Genomic DNA, 17780 nt, shown 5'->3' on the forward strand with positions numbered 1-17780 from the left:
ACAGGTATGAAAATATCATCTGGTCTGGCTGTTGTTCTATTTGGCTTACTGTTATACCTGTTGCCCGTACGCAGCCACGCACAGGTAATTACAGCCGGTCCCGATTCTGTTGAAACTGCTACACTTGGTGAGATTACTATAGAAGGCGATTCTACGGAACGCAGGCGCTTTTTCTTGAGTGGTTTGCGAAATCTTAGTAAACCAGGTAGGGCTGCCTTATATTCTGCCATTATACCAGGTATGGGGCAAGCCTATAACAGGGCTTACTGGAAAATGCCGATTGTTTATGCTACAGGAGTGGTATGCGGTTATTTTTTAGTAACCAATAATTCTACCTACCAGAGTTTACGCTACGCTTATTTAGCCCGAAGTGCAGGCGAACCGACTGACCAATATGCTGATCATCCTGTCTTAGGAGTTGATCGTGCAAACGGGACATCTAGTCTTAAATATTTCCGGGATTATTACCGTCGTAACCGCGACTTAACTATTATTCTCTCAGTTGTGGCGTACGGATTAAATATTGCAGAAGCTTATGTACATGCTCACCTGAAAGATTTCGACGTAAGCAACGACCTAAGCATTCGGGTGCAACCAAACCTGATCAATATCCCGGCTACAACAAACTATACCCCCGGGCTATCACTAACACTTTACACCAGATAAATGAGAATTCTTTTGATTGGCTATGGCAAAATGGGTAAAACCATAGAGCAGATGGCTCTCGACAAAGGTCATCAGATTGCAGGAACTGTAGATAATACAAATGCCGAAACACTGGCAAATTATAAGGCAGATAACACAGACGTTGCCATAGAGTTTACACATCCTGAAGCCGCTTTTAGCAATATCTCCTATTGCCTGCAGCATAACATTCCGGTTGTTTCCGGTTCTACCGGCTGGCTTGATAAATTTGATGAAGCTAAAGCTTTATGCCAGAAAAATAAGGGAGCTTTTTTTTATGCTTCCAACTATAGTGTAGGCGTTAATTTGTTTTTCCATTTTAACGAATATATTGCAAGTAAAATGCAGGAGTATAAAGAGTACCAGGTTTCAATCAGGGAAATACACCACCTGCAGAAAGTTGACAAGCCAAGCGGTACAGGTATTACAGCAGCCGAAGGCATTTTATCTAACTATCCTGCCTTATCTGGCTGGTCCAGCGACGATGCTTCTGATTCAGAGAAATTGAACATCATTTCTGAAAGGGAACCGGAAGTGGTAGGTACCCATATTGTTACCTATAGCTCCGACATTGATCAGATAGAGTTGGGGCATATTGCCCATAGCCGCGCCGGTTTTGCCGGTGGAGCCTTAATGGCTGCAGAATGGCTTGTTGGCAAGCAAGGTGTATACGGCATGAAAGACATGCTGAATCTATCATAATAGTCAATTTACATGAAAGTAAAGTTCTGGGAAAAAAAGCCAGTTACAAAAGAGCCTAAAAAGAAGAAAAGCTTTGCCCGCGAATGGGGTGATGCTATTCTGTTTGCTGTAGTAGCTGCCAGTTTAATCAGGTGGGCCACTTTTGAGGCGTATACCATACCGACACCTTCCATGGAAAAATCACTTTTAGTAGGTGACTTTCTGTTTGTAAGTAAGCTTCATTATGGTCCGCGCACGCCAATCACGCCGCTTCAGGTGCCTCTAACACATCAGACTATCTGGGGAACAAGCATTCCCTCTTATTCCGATGCTATTCAGTTGCCTTCTTACCGCCTGCCAGGTTTCTCTAGTGTAAAAAATGGCGATGTAGTGGTATTTAACTATCCGCCTGAAGAAGAACACCCGGCTGATCTTAAAACTAACTATATCAAGCGTTGTATAGGCATTGCCGGAGACTCTGTTGAGATTCGGGATATGCAGGTATTTATCAATGGTGAGGCCATGACCACGCCCGAGAAAGTGCAGTATAAATACCATATTACACCTAAGCAGCGCCTGAACGAGAAATTTTTCCTCGACAGAAACATTAGAATTCAGGATGTGCAATACTCTACACAAGGATACTATATAGATGCCACACCTGAACTGGCTGAAGAAATAGCCTCTTTGGATTTTATCAAAGATGTTACATTGCTTAAAGCTGAACCAGGTGAAGAAGAACCGAGTGTTTTCCCGAACGTGCCGAGTAAGTATAACTGGAACAGAGACAACTATGGCCCAATTTATATCCCGAAAAAAGGCGCTACTGTTGCCATTACTCCTGAATCACTTCCTTTCTATGAAAAAGCAATTTTAGTGTATGAGCATAACGAGAATGCAGAAGTAAGAGATGGTAAATTGTTTATCAATAGCCAGGAGGTAAATGAGTATACTTTTAAGCAAAACTACTATTTTATGATGGGCGATAATCGCCATAACTCCCTGGACTCCCGCTACTGGGGTTATGTACCGGAAGACCATATAGTAGGGAAAGCTGTTATGATCTGGATGTCGACGGATGAGAATGGCAGTTTCCTGAACAAGATCAGATGGAGCCGCTTGTTTAATACGATTGATTAGTATAGCATTACCTAAGTAAAGCAGAAAGGGCAGCCATAAATTAGGCTGCCCTTTCTGCTTTACTTAGGTTAACATCCTCAACAACCACTCGATGAGTACGAATCAATCATGATGGTATTTTTCTCCCCTAAGTATAGTAAAGCCCCGGTACAATTGCTCGGTAAAAAACAACCTTACCATCTGGTGTGAGAATGTCATCTTTGAAAGAGATATTTTGTCGTTGGCCCTTTCATAAAGTGCAGGTGAAAAACCAAAAGCTCCTCCAATTATAAAAATTAAATTTGTGGTTACTGTGTTTAGTTTCTTCTGAAGAAATGTAGCATACTCTGAAGAAGTAAACGTTTTCCCTTTTTCATCCAGCAGGATTACATGGTCTCCTTCCTGTAGTTTCTGCTGAATTAACTTTCCTTCTGCTTCCTTTAGCTGCTCCGCACTAAACTTGCCACCCTGTTTTATATCCGGTATAATAATAAACTCAAAAGGATGGTAATGCTTTAATCTTTTTAAATATTTCTCAATGCCTTCTTCAAGGAATTTTTCATCTGTTTTGCCTATTGCTATCAGCTTTATCTTCATCGGGTACTTCCTTTTCGCAAAACTCGCTTTTAAAGGCTTATTTACCAAATCTGTTTTTCTGACTTCTTATGTTACTCTGCAGCTTCCGCTACTTCTTCTTTTTCGTTCTTAAAGTAGAGCTTAAAGGTGGTGCCCTCTCCTACTTTACTTTCCACACTAATTTTACCTTTTGCATTGTTAATCAGTCGTTTCACGATATAAAGCCCCATGCCGGTGCCCTCTACGTGTGAATGAAAGCGTTTGAAAAGTGTAAAGAGTTTAGCCTGGTTATCTTCTTTAATACCCAGGCCATTGTCTTTAACAATAAGTAAGGTATAACCGTTTACACGTTCCGTTTTCAGGACAACCTCAGGCTTACGGTCGGGTGATCGGTATTTGATAGCATTGCTAATCAGGTTATACAAGATGCTGTACATGTTTTTACGGGAGAAGCTGATTTGAGAAACCTCTTCAAAATCAATTTTGATTTGTGCCTGCTCCGTCTTCATCATATCCTGAATATTGGCCTTAACATTCGTGATAATATCGTACAGATCTACCTGTTCCGAACCTCCATCCACATCCCGCTGCACTTTCGCAATATCCGTCAGGTCTTTAATAACATTCTTAAAGCGGCTGATAGAGTCTTTGATCATCTCAAAAACAGGTGTGGTTGGCTCACCCGGCAAGGGTTCAGAAGATTCGATCTGCTCTTCCAGTAACAACAGTAAGCCTTCAATGTTGGCTACTGGTGCTTTCAAATCGTGCGAAGCAGTATACACAAAAGTATCCAGGTCGGCGTTTACACGGCGCAGGTGCTCATTGGTGTACTGCAACATCTCCTGAGTAGTTTTCAGGTCGGTCAGGTCTATGAAAGAACCTAAAGCCCTGTAAGGTATTTTGTATTCGTTGTGGAGAATGTAGGCCCTGTTCGAAACAAAAGCATACGATCCGTCCGCTTTGCGTAGCCGGTATTCATCAGACCACTGATCTTTGCCCATATTAATGGCATTGTTCAGTCCTTTGGTTACTCTTTCTTTATCCTGGGGATGAATTTTATTGAACCAACCGTTTACACCTTCTCCCATGTCTGTTGGTTCATAGCCCAGAACTGTATGAAGGCTATCGCTCCACCAGAGCGTGTTTCCTACCAGGCTCCAATCCCACACAACATCGTTGGTTGCCATCGAAACGAGCCGGAAACGTTCTTCGCTGGCAGCCAGTGCCTGAGTTCTTTCTTTTACCCTTTGCTCCAGCTCATTATTGAGTTTAATCAGGTTTTCTTCCGCCTTTTTAAGCTCTTCGTATGCAGCAAGTATTTTCTCTTCGTTAGTTTTCTTCTCAGTAATGTCAGCAATTGTAACCGCTACTCCCTCTCCCATTTTCACAGCAGAGATTTCATACCAGGCTTTATGACCATTAATTTCGAGATACTGCTCCATGTGCAGAGCCTCCCCTCCGTCTACCACTGCAGCAAACTTCTTAAAGAGCGCGTTCTTCTTCAGAAAGTTTAATTCAGAAATTACACTGTGGTCATAAATATCTGCTGAAGATTTCCCGATGAGTTGTTCCGCGCGTTTGTTCAGAAGGCTCCAGGTAAAATCTTTGATACCATTGTATTCGTCGCGCACTGCTTTAAAGGCCATAATACTGCTCAGTGAACTGTTCAGCACTCCCTGCACCACATTGCTGAGCGTTTTAATGGCTGTTACATCAATAAAGCTTAGTACTACACCGTCTTTATTGCCATCCTGCTTCAGGTAAGGAATAATTCTTACCAGGAAAGATTTGCCATCAACGGTTTCCACCTCCTGCTCCAGATTGTCTGACGTATTGTTCACATGCCTGATATCTTCGGCCAGGTTAAAGTATTTCAGGTTATGGGAAAGGTGATGTATGGGCCTGCCAAGATCGCTCTCAATAATATTGATGAACTCTTTTACCGAAGGTGTAAACTTTCTGATGATGAGGTTATGGTCTACGAACAGCTGCCCTATGTTGGAGCTTCTGATGTAATTGTCCAGGTCTTCATTCAGCTCCTGCAGCTCTTTAATTTTAAGCTGGTGCTCGGAATTGACCGTATGCAGCTCCTCGTTTAGCGACTGCATTTCCTCGTTAGAACTTTGCAGCTCTTCGTTGGAAGACATTAATTCTTCGTTGCTGGACTGCAACTCCTCATTAGAGCTGCTCAGGTCCTGCACCGTTAGATACAGGTTTTCACGGGCTTCTTTTAATTCAATTTCAAGTGAGGTAACCTGCTGAAAGAGGTCCGTATCCGGAACTGTTGTTGATTGGTAATCCCGATGCACTGGTGTCACTTCTCCCACATCCTGCAATAAAATCAGGATAACCTTCGGAAGGTTCTTATCAGAAGCGATCGGTTTAATGGTTACCTGTACCAGTCGCTCCTGGTTCGCAGCTTTTATAGTCACCTGTCGTACCACCTTCTGCTCATCTTTAAGAGCTTTACTCACCCCTACACTAAGTGTGACGGCTAGCGCATCTGGCACCATTTTTAACAAGTTAAAATTCAGGCGCTTGTTCGGAAATTTAAGAAAGCGGTTTATGTCGCCGATGCCGTGCAGCAGCTGATAATTCTCGTCTACATAAATGCCTGTAACTTTAACTTCCTCCGAAACAGCATCTATAAAATTATCATTATAGTGTGTTTGCTGCGCCAGTTTATAAGAGGTTGTGTTACCCGCTGTAGCAGCAGGCGCATAATCGGTAACACCATAGTTCTGGTAAATATTGCGGCTCTCTTTTACTTTCTGGTACAGCTTCCATTTCCTGTTTTCTTCAGAGAAAAAAGATTTTAACTCGCCAATGTGTTCACTGGGGCCTAACAGAAGGTAGCCATGCAGATTTAAAGCATAAGGAAAAACCGCCAAAACCTTCTTCTGAAGTCCGGGGTTCAGGTAAATGAGCATGTTACGGCAGGTAATCAGATCTATTTTGCTGAACGGAGGGTCCCGCTGCAGATCGTGCTGTGCAAAAACCACCAGCCGCCGGATCTCTTCCTTTACAACATAGACATTTCCTTTTTTATGAAAGTATTTTTCCAGCCGTTCCGGAGAAACATCTTTTGCAATTGATGCCTGATAAACACCCTTTGAAGCGATACTTAATGCTCTTTGGTCTATATCGGTTGCGAAAAGTTTAACCATTGGCTCGCGTCCGGCTTTAAGGCAACATTCGTGAAACAGAATAGCCAGCGAATAAACCTCTTCGCCGGTACTGCAGGCTGCCACCCATATTTTCACAGCATCATCGTCTGCTTTCTGCTGCAGAATATTGGGAAGCACCTCTTCCTGTAAGAGTTCAAATGCTTCCGGATCACGAAAGAATTTAGTGACACCAATCAGAAATTCCTGGCAGAGTACCTTAATCTCGGCAGGATTTTCATGCATGTAGGTCAGATACCTTTGCAGCCCTGATATTTTCAGGTGATCCATTCGCTTCTGGATTCTGCGGTATATGGTTGGCTTCTTATACTCTTTAAAGTCAGACTTGGTATGCGTACAGATCAAGTCAAGGATTTCTGCCAGAACTTCATCGTCGTCTTCCTGCACCTGCCTTTCAGCCAATGATTTTACCAGGGGCACTTTGCGGGTATATTCTATAATTTCCTCCGGCATTAGCTCTGGCGGCAGAACAAAATCTACATATCCGCCATCGATAGCACTTCTGGGCATACCATTGAATTTTGCTGATTCGGGAGCCTGCACCACAACCATGCCACCGGCATTTTTTATGGCTTTAATTCCTTTGGTGCCGTCTGTACCTGTTCCTGACAAAACAACACCGATCGCATATTGTCCACGGTCTTTTGCCATGGATTCAAAAAATAGGTCTATGGCAAAGTTTGGTTCTCTGCTCCGTACTTTGTCGGCTAAGCGTAATCGTCCTTTTTCCAGGGTAAGCTGCTTGCCACTTGGCAGCACATACACGCAGTTGGGTTTCGTGCGCATGTTATCCCCGGCCTCCTGCACCTGCATGCTGGTATGCTTAGAAAGCAGTTCAGCCATCAGGCTCTTGTGGTCAGGGGACAAATGTTGAATGATAACAAAAGAAAAACTGGAATTACCTGGAAAGTGATCAAAAAGTTTATGAATTGCTTCCAGTCCACCTGCAGAGGCACCTATTCCAACAAGGTAATGATCTGTTGGCTGTGAGGAATCCTGTAAAAAGGGTGCACTTTTTTTCATAAATAGTTTTAAAGCTTGTCTATAGCACGAAAGGGAGTATAACCTTAGTATCTTTCTTTAATTATCTTTTCCAATACGGCACTTCTCAGAGCTTCGGCAGCCTCCACTTCTTCCTCATACCAGGGCAGAGACGTGAATTTGACTGTTTCTTTATAGGTGGCAAAAGAGTTACGCGGATGATACGTCTTTCCATCGGCTTCCATCTGGATGGCCTGGTTCGGGTTACCGCCCCAGCTCACCGTCTGCAATACCTCAGGTCTAAATCCTAATATGTACTCTCCTTCTTCTGCATTAATTGATAATGCGATTAGCCCACTTGCCAGATCTTTGTAGAATTTACCTGGTGTATGCAGCTTAGGCAGATTGTCTGTGATAAAGAGTTTATCATTCTTGTTTCTGCGCAGCCAGGCTACCAGGTCTTTTATTTCCTGCTGGTCCGGAGTGGCGCCACTTGTCATTATACTCCCTCCATACAACACAGCAACTCCCGAAAGGTTTAACAATTCCAGTACACCCGACGATTTATTCAGTAACCCTTCGGTAAAGCTGCTGCTGGAATAGAGCTGCTCCAAAAGCTGCGCGTAAATGCCGCGAAGCTTTACCCGGCGAAGAATCGCTTTCTCTTTTTCTTTAGCTGCCAGCTGGGCAGAAATAATACCCGAAAGTAATTCCAGGGCTGAACGCATTTCATAGCTCGGAAGCATTTTCTCCTGGTGATGGCAAGAAATAAGCCCCCATAGCTTGTCCTCTATAATCAGTGGCAGCGACATGGAAGCCTTAATGTTCAGGTTGTGCAGGTACTCCAGGTGAACAGATGCAACACTTCGCAAGTTACATTCCGAAAGATCGGTAAAGCTCTGGCTTAGCGGATTTACAATAGGCAGCAACCTGACCGGCTCATATTCGCGTGTAGGGATGAGCCGGTACGGATTTTTAAAGTAGAGGTCACGGGCTTGCTTAGGCACATCGGAGGCAGGAAAACGAAGGTCCATGTAATCATCCATTTCCTCTTCTTTTGCCTGTGCTATGACGATTCCGTTCCACTGTGGATCGAACTGATAGAACAGCACCCTGTCAAAACCAGTAAACTCTTTTAAAGCTTCAGCCGCCACCTGGGCGGTATCGGCCGTGGAAGTAGCCTGTTTTAATTCGGAAGTAATGTATTTTATGCGCTGGTAAAGCACCATAAACGAATTGGCTGCTGTATAGGGAGTACTCTTCTCCAGTTCTACCAGCACATATTCCTCTTTCGGATGAATTAATGCCGTACACGCTACTTCGCTTTCTTCAATTGTAAAAGTAAAATTGAAGGGAATCTTATCGTTACTGCTTTGCGTCGCAATTCTGGTTGAAACAGCCCGGTACTGTTCATCAGGCAGAAAGTCTGATAGCGGGCGCTCTAATATACTTTCCAGTGATGTAGCAAAGAAATCGTGCACATTTTCACTTAACTGTATGATGCGTAACGACTGCTTTTCAAGAACCAGGAGCACACCATGAGGCTGAATCAGGTTTACCAGGTGCAGCGGAATGCTGCCACAGAATTCGGAATCATAATTCTTTTCGATAGTTAAATTGATAGGTGCCGTCTGGTTTTCCATAGGGTAGTTGTTAAGCTTCTAAAAGCTGTTAGGTAATAATAGGTGGAAAACAGTTGGTTTTCCGGGATAATGCCCCTGAAAAAGCAGGAGTATGCGTAAGGGGTGTGCTACTGATGCTGCCAAACTGAAGGCAGCAGAAATTAAGAATTATGCCTGCAATCAAATGCTGCTAATTCATTTAAAAGCCTTTTAGCTCATCATTTCAAGTTGAAAACTAATACTCTAACTAGCCACTGTACTTAAAATTCAAAGCTTATACAATTCAAAATTAATCTAAAATACCCATTCTAGAAACTGTAAAGGCAATATTCTTAGTCGATGCCTTTATTGTTTAAGTCAATCTTGAGAAAGAAGCAGGTGAAATATTGTACTGTTTTTTCAGGATTTTTACACCAACTAAAGTCCATACGAAAAATAAAGCATATTGGATTTCAAGCTGATGACATCTGTTAACCGAGTTTTGTGAGGTTGTAGTCGGTTTGCTGTTTCTGCAGAATTGCACCGTTTTATATTAGGTTTAACAGTGTCAGATGCTAAAACGTATTTCTGCTTATAATATCAGCTATATTTCTTGCTTGCTATATCTTTTAAAAGCTAATTTAGCATATTCCTTAAGCCAGCCAGTTGATAACCAGAATATGAAAATAAACAATGTATAGCTATACATTACTGTTAAACACGGCAAGAGTCTTTTCATATTATAATTTCTTACACACATAATGAGCAAAATTACCATCAGTAGCTTCGAAGAGTTTTTAGAGTTTGAAGGCAAAGAAATAGGCTATTCAGATTATCACACGATTACACAGGAGCAGATCAACCTTTTTGCTGATGCTACTTTAGACCATCAATGGATTCACCTGGATGCAGCACGAGCAGAAAGAGAATCACCATTCAAATCAACCATTGCGCATGGATACCTGACGCTTTCGCTACTGCCTTACCTCTGGTCGCAGATAGTAAGCATAGAAAACCTGAAGATGCAGGTAAACTATGAAATTGAGAGTTTGCGCTTTAACCAGGCAGTAGCTGTAAATGCCAACGTAAGACTTCGGGCAAAGCTTTTATCTTTAAAAGACCTGAGAGGCATTTCGAAAGCACAGCTGGAAGTTAGCCTCGAAATCGAGCACCAGAAAAAGCCAGCCTTTACCGGTGTTATTACCTTCCTTTATCATTTCAACCCGAAATTATAAAATAAATCTATCATATTCAGTAGGTTAACAAAACGAAGAGTGCTGCTTCTGAAACCTTATACCGTTTGTGCGTAATAGGGTGAATGCACCTCCATTTTCTCGGCCTGTACAGGTACAGGCTTTTATGGCTTTTAATCTTGTGTTTTAACATGGGCTGTGCCAGGAAAGGACTATACCATACGTCCCCACTGGCAGGGGACCCGCAGATGCTATTAACAGCAGATAGTGTCATTGTACAGGCTGGGAAACACTATAGGCGTAGTGGCTTTCACCGCTTGGTTTTTGGCAGGCACTACCGGGAAGTTTGGTATGCTCCCGTTAAAGCCAGAGTACTACACCTGGATAAAGAAAAAGGCGGCCTGACTGTAGTAAAGCAAGGGGGCAGCATGCAAACTCTGAGCCTTACTTTAAACGACAGTGCGGGTGCAGCCTATGCCCTGCGCTCTGTCGATAAAGATCCTTCAGGCGGACTCTCTCCTTTTCTGCAGAAAACTTTTGCAGCGGATTTTCTACGCGATCAAACAGCCGCGCTGCACCCATATGCAGCCCTGGTGGTAGCTCCCCTGGCCGAAGCAGCCGGTATCATGCAACCTAGTCCTGCGCTGTATTACCTACCCAACGAGCAGGCAGTACCGGAGGAATTCAGAGCAGTAGCCGGCGACAAAGTATACCTGCTCGAGGAGAAAACCTCTCTTAAGAGCCTTAGGGCACAAGGCCTAAGCGATGCAAACGATCTGCTAAGCACTAAGAAAATGCTGAAAGAAAGGTATAAGCAGCAAGGACAGTATGTAGATGAAACAGCTTTTGCCAAAGCCCGCTTGTTCGACCTCTTCCTCAACGACCGCGACCGCCACGACGGGCAGTGGGAATGGGCAGCACGAAAGCAGAATGGACACACTGTTTATTTGCCGGTTCCGGAAGACAGAGATCAGGCTTTCTATAATTTCTCACAAGGCTTCATACCGGAAGTTTTTGGAGACTGGTTCAGATACCAGAAGTTTACTTCGTTTAAAGGCAACTACAAAAACTTGAAAGCTTTACTTGTGAAAAGCAAGTTTATGGACAACCGCTTGCTTTCAGGTGTTACAGAAACACAGTTTGATTCGCTGGCTAAAAGTATCCAGGCACAACTTACAGATGATGTTTTAAAGCATGCTGTCAGGAATTTACCTCCGCCTGTTTATGCTGTTTCCGGAGGAACGCTGCTCCAGAAACTGCAGCAGCGGAGAGACAAACTGCCAGAGCTGGCAAAGGCCTATTATCAGCTGCTCGCCAGAAAGGTAATAATAACAGGTACAAACGAAGCTGAAATTTTTAAGATTACCCGCCTGGATGATCGAAATACCCTGGTTGAGGTATTCGGGAGCGATGGCCAGGAAAGAATGTATAGCAGGGTTTTTGAAACAGGGCAAACACAAGAGCTGGTTGTATACGGTTTATCAGGCAAAGACACATTTAAGGTGACAGGCCATGTAAAAAAAGGAATCAGACTAAGCATTGTGGGAGGCACTCAAACAGAATCGTATACGGTGAATGCAAGCGTACGCGGGGCAAAGCGCTATACCGTTATTTACGATCAGCAAGGAAAAGCAGGCAAACTGAAAGCCCCTGATCTGAAAGTGGCCAGAACCAGAAAAGCAAAAGCTATGGCCTTCGACAGGAAACCATAGCTTTTACTTTAATCCAAAACCTCAGAAAATAATTTGAAGCAGTAACACCTCAGAGACTAGAGTATACCATGCTGCATCGCAAACTTTATCAGGCTAGCTGTATTGCGACAATTCGTTTTCTCCAGCAGATTCTGCCGATGCGTTTCAATGGTGCGTTTACTGTTAAACAATTTTTCAGCTATTTCGCCATTGGTATATCCTTCGGCAATAAGTTGCAGTACTTCCAATTCCCGCTTCGAAAGTTCATGCGCAGGCTTGTTATTCGAAGACTCTGCTGTCGAGGCAACACTTTGCTTGCCATTCATGATGTTCAGTTAAATACTGGGGCTGATATAGGTAATCCCTTTTGCTACCAGGTGTAAAGCAGAAGTCAGTTCATCTTTTCCTGCATCTTTTACCAAATAGCCGGTAGCACCGCTTTCTATCGCTTTAAAAGCATATCGCTCATTGTCGAGCATAGATAAGAACAGAATTTTTACCTCCGGAAACTGAGTGCGAAGATCGGCTGCTACTTCGAATCCGCTTCTGCCCGGCATGTTAATATCCAGCAAAACAACATCAGCTACTGTTCTGCTTAGTAAGCTTATCAGTTCATCGCCACTAGCTGCCTCTCCTACAATGGCTATTGTTTTCTCCTCTTTAAGCATGGCACGAATGCCATCCCTGATAATTTTGTGATCATCTGATAAGATTACTTTAACCAAGTCGTTTTCAATTTGTTCCATAACATTGTAAGGTATTTACATCTATACCTATATTACTAGGTATTTTGTTCCTTAAATTTTATAATTAAGACTAAATTTAATTACAACAAACCATAGTGCGAATCTTTACCTACTATAAGTATACTAATTCGGTATTAAAACGGCTGAAATAAGTATTTCGACAACAAATTAACAGGAAGTGGTAGAGGCTTGTTTTTTGGACACACCAAGGTTATAGTTAGTGCGCAAGTTCTGTTAAAAACCTGGCTGCAGTAACAGCAATGTAATTTGAAAAGAAACCAGTTAGACTTTTAAAAACTGCATGCAAGCAATAATTACCGCTGCAGCATGTAGTCTTTAAATTTTAAAACTACAGATAAGCCGGTGCCTAAACGCTATAACATGGCCTACAGCAAAAATATAAGGGAGCTATAAAACCATAACGATTTTAAGCTCCCTTATCTCTGGCAAAAGAAATTCACTCTGGCACCCATTCAGAGTAAACTTCTAAAACCATTCATCAGCAATAGATCGAACAAACTTTAACTACAAATAAAACCTATGAACTATGCACCTTGAAAGATAATACCGATCCTGCTGATAATGATTTAACGGCATGCACCACTAAATGTAGCAACCTGACTGATGTAATAGGTACTTATACAAGCAAAATACCTTTTTAAACCAACTTGCTCCGTAGTTAACAGCAGCTATTGTGATCATAAATGGTATATTTAAATCATAATATATTATTTAAAAAAGCTGTTTTGCCAATTGTTATTCATTAACTAAATAATTACAACCTTTCAAGTAAGGGATTAGTATGGTATAAGTAAATTAAGTATTAAAGATTTAGAATGAATACTTCTTTCCGACATAGCTTCCTTACTCCACCTTGAGTTCAAATGCATGGAAGCGTTAACCAGCACTATGGAGACTAAAGATGTTGAACATGCTTTAGGGGTCAGTCTGTATCCAGACTTTATGCTACTGAACACGTCCTGAAAACTTATAAACAGAAAGGCTCATACGTAGCACCCGGAAACATTTAAACAGACATCGATTTATATGCTGGATAAAAACGTAACCAGGTTTTTATCCAGCATTCCAACTGAAAAAAGCGTTCGGAATAATGTCTGTAACATCATATATATATTTATAATTGCGAGGGAAGCTTCAGCTCTAAACAGCTCTTTAGCAGCGGTTAGTGCCAGAAGTCAAGAAAGGTTGTTGAGAAAGGAAGACCATATGAAAACACTCTACCATAAAATAAATAGACGATTCAAAAAAATTGTACAACGTTTTGTACCACATAATACCCGGTACCGCCCAAGCGGAGTGTGCAAAATAAATGCAGAAGGTATTTTCAGCACCAACAGCAGCGAACTGATCGTTCACCCGGTTTATGAGAATGAACTCACACGCCTGGATATACCGGATGCCCTGTTCGAAGCTTGTTCTGATTACTGGAAGCCGAAGCGGGAAGTGCTGACAGATTATATTATAGCCGAAATTCCTTCAGGCAGGGTTTATACAGACAATGAAAGCAGCGTTGCCATTGTGACCAAGTATAACCGGGTTGTAGAAAATGTATCACTCAGTCTTGTGGATGGAAAAGTAGTAGAGCCGAACCTGAACAATATTTTTGAGCAGCGTTATTTCTCCATCCCTAAGCGAGTAAAGGGGACTGTATTTACCCTGTTAACAGGTGGTGCCGGTTTAAATAATATCAGTCACTGGTTTTTGGATGTACTCCCACGCCTTCACCTGCTCAAAGAAAGCGGCCTGTACGATAGAGTAGATTATTTCCTGGTTCCAAGTCTCCGTTACGATTATCAGCGGGAAACGCTGGAATTACTTGGTATACCTGCCGAAAAAATTATTACCAGCGATACCTGTCCGCACCTGGCAGCAGACTGTATTATTGCTTCTACAGCACCACGCGGCAATCATACGCTGGTTCCGGTATGGCTCTGCGATTTTATTCAGAATGCCTTTTCGAATGCCATACCCGAGGGTGAACTGCCTGGTCTGTATCCTTCGCGGATTTACATCAGCCGGAAAGACTCTAAAATGCGCAACGTTATAAACGAAATACAGCTCGAAAAAGAATTAAAGGCGCAGGGTTTTGAAACCATCGTTTCCAGCCAGTTGTCCATCAAAGAGAAAATTAAAATTTTCTCGCAGGCTGAAGTAGTGGTTTCGGCAACTGGTGCCGGACTGATTAACATGCTTTTCTGTAAACCGGGTACCCGGCTTATCGAGATTTTCAACGAAGGATTTGTGATAGAACCCTTCTATGACATCGCTCCTAAAATTGGCCTCGATTACGATTACATTATTTGCGAGGGAATCAGGCCTATAACCAATGCTTCCCAAGGCCAGCGGGAAGATGTGCTGGTGGATATAGAACGCTTGCTGCAACTGCTTAAAAAAGATACAGCCAAAGATAAAAGACAGAGTGTAGTAGGTGCTGCCTATACAGATTAAATTTATAGATCTAAAAAAGTAAAGGCAGGTACAGAAATACCTGCCTTTACTTTTTTTATTTACTCCCCTCCTACTTTTTCCTGCTCAGGCAGTTCATTGTATCCTGTCATGTGTTCTTTCTTTGTAGATTCATCCGGCATCTCCGCTGCATGTTCTCCTGCAGGCTTTTCTGTTTCGCTGCTGGCTTTAGCTTCTGAATTGCTTGTAGCCGTGTCTCCGCTTACTTTATTACCTTCCTGCTGAATTTCTGCAGCAGTTTTATCTTTATTCGTTTCCATAGTCTTTCAATATTAAGTTTACAGCCGGTCCATCACCTGTGTTGGCTCTCCTTATTTAACTTTTACAGGATAATAATGTTTCATTCCACCTCCTGCATGCACGGTCTAGCATCTGGATCGGGAACTATAAACATGCCAAAAATGCTTTTATAATATATTTGGTTTAATCGCTTCCAACGAATGACAGAAATGGATGTATTACTGAACATATATGTTAAAACACTGTTTTTAGCAGCAACTGTACAGCCTTTCTAAAGATTTGTTTATTTTGCATTCGTTCTTTTTTAAAACCAGACTAACTAACCAATTAACACATCTATGTCTAAAGCAAATTACAGCGATAATAAGCTTGCTGTAAAAAACAAGCTACGTCTTATCCTGTTCGGGGCTGCGGCACTTTGCTCTATCGAAGTTTCTGCTCAGAAAGCTCCAAACAAAGCTCCGTTCATTAACAAGGCCAACATGGACCTTAGTGTAAAGCCCGGAGATGACTTTTATACCTATGCCAATGGCACCTGGTTAAAAAACAATCAGGTTCCGGCTAAAGAAACGCGTTGGGGAAGCTTTAACGAGCTGCGCGACTTTAACATCAACGCTGTAAAAACCATCTTAAACGAATCCGCTGCAAAAACCAATGCTCCTGCAGGTTCTATCGAAAAGCGTGTAGGCGACTTTTACGCAGCTGCCATGGACAGTGCTGCCATCGATAAACTTGGCTATACCCCGATTAAGCCTGACCTGGAAAGAATCGCTGCTATCAAGGATCTAAACGGTGTGCTGAACGAGGTGGCTTTCCTCAGAACTTCTGGCGCTGCTTCTCCTATGTTCGGCTTCTACGTGGGGCAGGACCGCAAGAACGTGAACAACATGGTGCCGCAGATCAGCCAGGGCGGAACCACCTTGCCTGACCGTGATTATTACCTGAAAAATGATGCACGCTCTACACGCATCCAGGAAGCTTACAAAAACTATATTGTTAAGCTTTTCACTTTAACAGGTGTGCCTGAAGCTACAGCACAGAAAAATGCTGAGACCATCTTTAACCTGGAGAAAAACCTGGCTGAAGCACAAATGAGCCGTGTAGAAATGCGCGACCCATATAAAACATACAATAAATTTGCCGTAGCTGATTTCAGCAAAACCACTTCAAACCTGGACTGGAAATCACTGATGGCCAAAATGAAAGTAACCGGTCAGGATACCGTACTGGTAAACTCTCCTGCTTTCTTTACAGCTCTAAACAGCCAGCTGACAACCACGCCGGTGGAAGACTGGAAAACCTATCTGCAATGGAATGTACTGAAGTCTGCAGCGCCTTATCTCAGCTCTGATTTCGTAGATGCAAACTTTGTCTATTCGCAGGTTTTATCAGGCCAGAAGGTGCAGACACCACGTTGGCAGCGCATGTCTTCGCTCACCGACAACACCATTGGTGAACTGCTTGGACAGCTTTATGTGCAGAAACACTTTAAGCCTGAGGCAAAAGCCAGAATGGATGAGTTGATCAGCAACCTGATTAAAGCTTATGAGATCAGGATTAACAAGCTGGAGTGGATGAGCGGCGAGACAAAAGAAAAAGCACTTGCCAAACTGCATGCTTTTACTCCAAAAGTTGGCTATCCGTCTAAATGGAAAACCTACGAAGGCTTAAACATCAACCGTAATACTTTCTTCCAGAACATCCGAAATGCTGGTCAGTGGGGCTACAACGACATGATCAGCCAGTTAGGTAAGCCGGTTGACAGAACGAAGTGGGGTATGACACCTCCAACTGTTAATGCTTACTACAGCCCGGTGATGAACGAGATCGTATTCCCGGCGGGTATTCTGCAGTTCCCTTTCTTCGACCCGAACGCGGATGATGCCGTTAACTATGGTGGTATCGGGGCTGTTATCGGCCACGAGATTTCTCACGGCTTCGACGACTCAGGTAGCCAGTACGACAAAGACGGTACCCTGCGCAACTGGTGGACTGCCGAGGACTTAGCTAAGTTTAAAGCGAAAGCAAAAGAACTGGAGGAACAGTACAACAGCTATACTGTTCTGGATACGATCCATGTAAACGGTAAATTAACTTTAGGCGAAAACATTGGTGACCTGGGTGGTTTAAGTGCTGCTTACGAAGCCTTTAAAATGACCAAGCAAGGTAAGTCTAAAAAGAAAATCGATGGTTTTACACCGGATCAGCGTTTCTTCTTATCGTGGGCACAGGTGTGGAGAGGCAATATATTGCCGGAAAGTGCAGCGCAGCAAATCGTGACAGACCCACACTCACCCGGAGAATACAGAACAATCGGAGCTCCGGTAAACATGGATGCCTGGTACGAAGCATTTAATGTGAAGCCAGGTGATAAGCTTTACAAGAGTCCTGAAGAAAGAATCAGAATCTGGTAAGTATTCAGGAATAATACCATAAGCAGCAAAGCCGTTCCGACTTAAGTTGGGACGGCTTTTTGCATTTAAGGCTGTTGTGTCTTCTGCTCATTAACAAACACGGCTGAAGAAATTGGATTATTTTTCAGCCTTTTTTGCTCCCTTAAAACCTCTTATACCTATATATGCGTAGAAGTAGTATT

The 17780-nt window shown here is 42.8% G+C and carries 13 protein-coding genes; 7 read left to right on the plus strand and 6 right to left on the minus strand.

Annotation, left to right across the window (positions count from 1 at the left end):
- Window positions 1–6: 6 nt before the first annotated feature.
- The 3 genes from C1N53_RS06565 to lepB are packed head-to-tail and all read left to right on the plus strand — an operon-like array spanning window position 7 to window position 2505.
- Window positions 7–666: a DUF5683 domain-containing protein gene (locus tag C1N53_RS06565; RefSeq protein WP_137758549.1), complete on the plus strand. Its 660-nt coding sequence runs from the start codon at window positions 7–9 to the stop codon at window positions 664–666.
- Window positions 667–1386: a 4-hydroxy-tetrahydrodipicolinate reductase gene (gene dapB, locus C1N53_RS06570; protein WP_137758550.1), complete on the plus strand. Its 720-nt coding sequence runs from the start codon at window positions 667–669 to the stop codon at window positions 1384–1386. It abuts the gene before it with no gap.
- A 12-nt stretch (window positions 1387–1398) separates the two neighbouring features.
- Complete coding sequence (lepB, locus tag C1N53_RS06575; protein WP_137758551.1) at window positions 1399–2505, plus strand: signal peptidase I; 1107 nt, start codon at window positions 1399–1401, stop codon at window positions 2503–2505.
- Between the two features lie 102 nt (window positions 2506–2607).
- Here the strand turns inward: lepB and rlmH are convergent, their stop codons facing one another.
- The 3 genes from rlmH to C1N53_RS06590 form a co-directional block, all read right to left on the minus strand.
- A complete protein-coding gene (rlmH, locus tag C1N53_RS06580; protein ID WP_137758552.1) occupies window positions 2608–3081 on the minus strand; it encodes a 23S rRNA (pseudouridine(1915)-N(3))-methyltransferase RlmH in 474 nt (157 codons plus the stop codon).
- A 71-nt stretch (window positions 3082–3152) separates the two neighbouring features.
- A complete protein-coding gene (locus tag C1N53_RS06585; protein ID WP_137758553.1) occupies window positions 3153–7268 on the minus strand; it encodes a chemotaxis protein CheB in 4116 nt (1371 codons plus the stop codon).
- A 44-nt stretch (window positions 7269–7312) separates the two neighbouring features.
- Window positions 7313–8869 (minus strand): GAF domain-containing protein, encoded by a 1557-nt coding sequence (locus C1N53_RS06590; RefSeq protein WP_137758554.1) that lies wholly within the window; start codon window positions 8867–8869, stop codon window positions 7313–7315.
- A 719-nt stretch (window positions 8870–9588) separates the two neighbouring features.
- Between C1N53_RS06590 and C1N53_RS06595 the strand changes: the two genes are divergently transcribed.
- Window positions 9589–10062: a MaoC family dehydratase gene (locus C1N53_RS06595; RefSeq protein WP_137758555.1), complete on the plus strand. Its 474-nt coding sequence runs from the start codon at window positions 9589–9591 to the stop codon at window positions 10060–10062.
- Window positions 10063–10211: 149 nt separating this feature from the next.
- Window positions 10212–11732 carry a hypothetical protein gene (locus tag C1N53_RS06600; RefSeq protein WP_137758556.1) on the plus strand — a complete coding sequence of 507 codons (1521 nt, stop codon included), beginning with the start codon at window positions 10212–10214 and terminating at the stop codon, window positions 11730–11732.
- 56 nt (window positions 11733–11788) lie between these two features.
- Here C1N53_RS06600 and C1N53_RS22760 read toward each other — a convergent pair whose 3' ends face one another.
- Window positions 11789–12037: a response regulator transcription factor gene (locus tag C1N53_RS22760; protein ID WP_240773410.1), complete on the minus strand. Its 249-nt coding sequence runs from the start codon at window positions 12035–12037 to the stop codon at window positions 11789–11791.
- A 9-nt stretch (window positions 12038–12046) separates the two neighbouring features.
- Complete coding sequence (locus C1N53_RS22765; RefSeq protein WP_240773411.1) at window positions 12047–12457, minus strand: response regulator transcription factor; 411 nt, start codon at window positions 12455–12457, stop codon at window positions 12047–12049.
- Between the two features lie 1227 nt (window positions 12458–13684).
- Here C1N53_RS22765 and C1N53_RS06610 point away from each other — a divergent pair.
- Entirely contained in the window at window positions 13685–14926 is a 1242-nt protein-coding gene (locus C1N53_RS06610; RefSeq protein WP_168193978.1) for a DUF563 domain-containing protein, read from the plus strand.
- Between the two features lie 59 nt (window positions 14927–14985).
- On the opposite strand, the gene C1N53_RS06615 is transcribed toward C1N53_RS06610, so the two are convergent.
- A complete protein-coding gene (locus C1N53_RS06615; protein WP_137758558.1) occupies window positions 14986–15204 on the minus strand; it encodes a hypothetical protein in 219 nt (72 codons plus the stop codon).
- Window positions 15205–15522: 318 nt separating this feature from the next.
- On the opposite strand from C1N53_RS06615, the gene C1N53_RS06620 reads away from it, so the two are divergent.
- Window positions 15523–17598 (plus strand): M13 family metallopeptidase, encoded by a 2076-nt coding sequence (locus tag C1N53_RS06620; protein WP_137758559.1) that lies wholly within the window; start codon window positions 15523–15525, stop codon window positions 17596–17598.
- Window positions 17599–17780 lie beyond the last annotated feature (182 nt).

This window comes from Pontibacter sp. SGAir0037 (assembly GCF_005491705.1).
GTDB lineage: Bacteria > Bacteroidota > Bacteroidia > Cytophagales > Hymenobacteraceae > Pontibacter.

Coding starts and splice junctions, on each gene's coding strand:
- C1N53_RS06565 (WP_137758549.1), top strand. CDS start 7: ATGAAAATATCATCTGGTCTGGCTGTTGTTCTATTTGGCTTACTGTTA.
- dapB (WP_137758550.1), top strand. CDS start 667: ATGAGAATTCTTTTGATTGGCTATGGCAAAATGGGTAAAACCATAGAG.
- lepB (WP_137758551.1), top strand. CDS start 1,399: ATGAAAGTAAAGTTCTGGGAAAAAAAGCCAGTTACAAAAGAGCCTAAA.
- rlmH (WP_137758552.1), bottom strand. CDS start 3,081: ATGAAGATAAAGCTGATAGCAATAGGCAAAACAGATGAAAAATTCCTT.
- C1N53_RS06585 (WP_137758553.1), bottom strand. CDS start 7,268: ATGAAAAAAAGTGCACCCTTTTTACAGGATTCCTCACAGCCAACAGAT.
- C1N53_RS06590 (WP_137758554.1), bottom strand. CDS start 8,869: ATGGAAAACCAGACGGCACCTATCAATTTAACTATCGAAAAGAATTAT.
- C1N53_RS06595 (WP_137758555.1), top strand. CDS start 9,589: ATGAGCAAAATTACCATCAGTAGCTTCGAAGAGTTTTTAGAGTTTGAA.
- C1N53_RS06600 (WP_137758556.1), top strand. CDS start 10,212: ATGGGCTGTGCCAGGAAAGGACTATACCATACGTCCCCACTGGCAGGG.
- C1N53_RS22760 (WP_240773410.1), bottom strand. CDS start 12,037: ATGAATGGCAAGCAAAGTGTTGCCTCGACAGCAGAGTCTTCGAATAAC.
- C1N53_RS22765 (WP_240773411.1), bottom strand. CDS start 12,457: ATGGAACAAATTGAAAACGACTTGGTTAAAGTAATCTTATCAGATGAT.
- C1N53_RS06610 (WP_168193978.1), top strand. CDS start 13,685: ATGAAAACACTCTACCATAAAATAAATAGACGATTCAAAAAAATTGTA.
- C1N53_RS06615 (WP_137758558.1), bottom strand. CDS start 15,204: ATGGAAACGAATAAAGATAAAACTGCTGCAGAAATTCAGCAGGAAGGT.
- C1N53_RS06620 (WP_137758559.1), top strand. CDS start 15,523: ATGTCTAAAGCAAATTACAGCGATAATAAGCTTGCTGTAAAAAACAAG.